This is a genomic window from Streptomyces kunmingensis (genome assembly GCF_039533535.1).
GTDB classification, from domain to species: Bacteria; Actinomycetota; Actinomycetes; order Streptomycetales; family Streptomycetaceae; genus Streptomyces; species Streptomyces kunmingensis.
Genome location: NZ_BAAATS010000069.1, coordinates 1 through 3211, shown reverse-complemented (window position 1 = coordinate 3211; position 3211 = coordinate 1). Strand labels below are relative to the sequence as shown.

Below are 3211 nucleotides of genomic sequence, written 5' to 3'. Positions count from 1 at the left end.
GTTGCGCCCCGCCCGCACACCGCCCCGTCACTCGATCAGTGGCCACAATGAAAACGCTCACTGACAGAAACTGACCGTACGGACCCGGAACGGTCAGCCGGGCCGTTCGCTCAAGCGTCTATTCGGTGCTTCAGCGAACGCTTTGCTCCGCTGGTACGAAGCTCTCCCGCGGCACTTCGCCGAGCAGTAGACCGCGTTACTGCGATGATCCACCCCAGCCACCCACACGGTCTCGCAGACCGGGCAGACGCGCCGCCCCTCGCCGTCCCGTTCGGCCGCGGCCCAGCGTCGGATCCTGCGTGTACGCCGCCACTGCCTGGCCCGACACGCCGCCGAGCAGTACACCGCCCGCGGCGCGGCTCTCAACTCCAGCGGAGAGTCACACACTGGACAACATCGCTGAAACGGCAGTCAGACGAACCCGGACACAACCATCAGGCTAGACCCGGCTAAAGATCCATATCAGGGGATCAGACACAGGCTCTCAGGGAAACACAAACGCCACGGCATGAACGTCCAGGTACTCACCGATCCGTTCGGACGGCTGCTCTGGGCCTCGCCGGCGCTGCCCGGCTCGACCCACGATCTGACCGCTGCCAGGCAGCACGGCATCATCGACGCTCTCACCGACGCGGGACTCGGATGCTGGGCCGACAAGGCGTATCAAGGAGCCGGCGGACCCGTCCGGGTCCCGTTCCGGGGCCGCCGCCTCACTAGGTGGAAGCGTCGCTACAACACCACCCACGCCAAGATCCGCTGCCGCGGCGAGCAGGCCGTGGCGGGCTCACCGTGCAGGGACCAACCCCGCAGACGCGGGAATGGTCCCTGCCACATGATCCGCGGCCGCGTGTCCAGCTTCCCGTTACGTACTAGCGCAGCGGCGAAGATTCGTGCTGGAAAACATGCGGACGCGCGTTCGCGGCGCGACGCCACTCGCACCCCGAACATGCTATTTCCTCATTCGTTTTTGTACGGCCTGAATCAGGTTTTGCGATTAGGCTGAAGTTAGCCTAATTATGGAGGGGCCCGCGGCTTGACCGCGCAGCATCGGCGCCTTCTCGAGTACCCGACACGCAATCTCGCCATCAAGCAAGAGGGAGTCAACGAGTCCGGGAATCCTATCTTGGCCGTAAAGCGCCACGGAGTTCCAGTCGTCGGCGTCGGTGATCCCCTGGTAATCGCAGATGAGAGCGCGAGTGGGCGTTGCGACTGCAGACGCCGCCGCTGTCACCGCCGAAGCAAAGGTTTTAGCCTCCGGGAGGCTCACTCCATCCATCCAAAAGGTTTGGATTTCGCACCCTAGCGGTTCATGCGCATACTCGCCCACGACGTTAGTGCCACTCGTAAGCCACCAATTGACACTGACAGACGGAACTCTGAGTTCGAGTACCTGCCTGAGGGCGTCGATCTCGATGGACACGTCGTCGCCGTCAACGTTGACAAGGGACGCCGAGTTGGCGTCCGCATGATTGAGAGTGACACCGCTTCGTTCGAACGCGGCGATTTGCTCCGAAAAGGCCGAACTCTTTCCCATTTCGCGATACCAGCGAATGAACCCGTCCATTTTCACCCCTCCGGCATATTGAACGTGTGGACGTTTTCGGCTCCGAATACCTTTCGCGCCTGGTTGATTGCGGATTCTGGAGTGTTTGAGGCGTCTAGGTAGTACATGCCTCTGACTCCCGCCTCATCTGCGGCGTACTTATTGATTTTGAGAGCCTTTCCGAACTTCGCGGGGTTTGCTGCTTTTGCGCCACCACCGACGAAAACGTATTCGCCGTTTGGCCCTATGGCGTCAAGGCCACTGGATCCGACATTAGGCATTACAATCTTTATGTCCTGCCCGTTCGGTCCCTTGGATACTACGCCGCCAATAAGTTGCGCAACATACTCTTCTCTTCGAAGTCCAAGTGCTACCGCTTCGGCGCCCCGAGAGGCGGTTGAGGACAATTTAGCGCTTGCAGCCGCAGCACCACTACCGACGACTGCGCTTCCTCCGGAGGCTCCACCGGTCGCGGCCTCTGCGATTTCCGCGATGCATACCGGTGCTGTGGCGAGACATCCGGCGGCGGACTCGGCGGCTACTGGTGCAACAGCAACCGCTAGTCCCACTACTGTGACGACCCCAAGAAGAACCTTTTGCAGGGTGGAAAGTTTCCCCGTGTCAGGTAGGTCATGAGCGTTGTAGTCATAGCCGGGGTTCGTTCCCATGGCCCAGCAAGAGTTGCAGACGCCGTCATCCTTCTTCGGTTTCGGCGCGGGGCCCTTCTTGTAGATGACTTTCGCCGAGACGTGGCCCCCATTGTTATGGACCGTGACAGTCATCGTGCCAACGCCGGTCCCACCCCCGCTGGTGGGGTATGTGACTTTCTGCGTGTAGGTGGTTGTGGAGTGGTAGGTCCAGCCGTCGGCGCCGGGGGTCAGCCAGTCGTAGGTGGTGCCGCCGTCCTTGTTCTTGCAGCCGGTTTCGCAGTTGCCGATCGGTTTCAGGCCGGTGGGGTGCGCAACACGGAAGATGCCTTGCCTCAAAGCGCCCCCAGACCTGCTCCAGGCCCCGTTCACCATGCTCGTCGCCTCCTCGGCTCCAGGGCGACTCCCACACTCCGCTCACCGTCATTTTTGCCGATGGGTTCAGCTGAGAAGTGAACTACCCTCTTTGACAACCAAATTGATGGACCATCATTTACGATTGTTCAGTCGATCTACACAGGGACGTCATCAACTGTCGTTGTTCAGTGGACCTGCGCAGTGACCATTCCCCTGAACTGCGGTTTCGCAGATCGATTGAGCAGCTTCCGGAAGGGGCTGCTCAGTCAATCTGCTCGGTGAAGAGGGTCGTTGGACCCGCTGAGCTGGGCACTCATGATAGGCATGGCAGGCTGTGCAGGGTTTCTGGCTGCTGCGCAGTTTCGCTGGTCCTTGGTATGTGACACCCGCAACTTATGCCGAGGTATCGGACATCGATTCTCACGCCATAATCCATCTAGGCATAAACTTTGACGCACGCCGCGTAAATGACTGCACGTCAGTACGCGTCAGATTTCAGTTGGCGGTTCTACTGTGCCTCCGAGGCGGTTCAGGGTCCCATCCCGCAGCCAGCCGCTTTTGCAGGGCCGCGCGGAGCGTGGAACTGCGAGGCTGGATCGCGGAGCGATCCGAGCCGTCAGCAACGCGGAGCGTTGCTGACCCGACGTCACGGAGTGACGCCAAC

Annotated in this window: 2 protein-coding genes and 1 pseudogene; 1 reads left to right on the top strand and 2 read right to left on the bottom strand. The window is 60.7% G+C overall.

Going from position 1 to position 3211, the window contains the following annotated elements:
- Positions 1 to 433 precede the first annotated feature (433 nt).
- Positions 434 to 781 (top strand): annotated as a pseudogene (locus ABD366_RS42600) (transposase family protein); the annotation flags it as partial.
- Between the two features lie 213 nt (positions 782 to 994).
- Here the strand turns inward: ABD366_RS42600 and ABD366_RS42595 are convergent.
- Entirely contained in the window at positions 995 to 1564 is a 570-nt protein-coding gene (locus ABD366_RS42595; RefSeq protein ID WP_324770677.1) for a hypothetical protein, read from the bottom strand.
- A gap of 2 nt (positions 1565 to 1566) precedes the next feature.
- Entirely contained in the window at positions 1567 to 2565 is a 999-nt protein-coding gene (locus tag ABD366_RS42590) for a hypothetical protein (RefSeq protein ID WP_324770678.1), read from the bottom strand.
- Between the last annotated feature and the right edge of the window lie 646 nt (positions 2566 to 3211).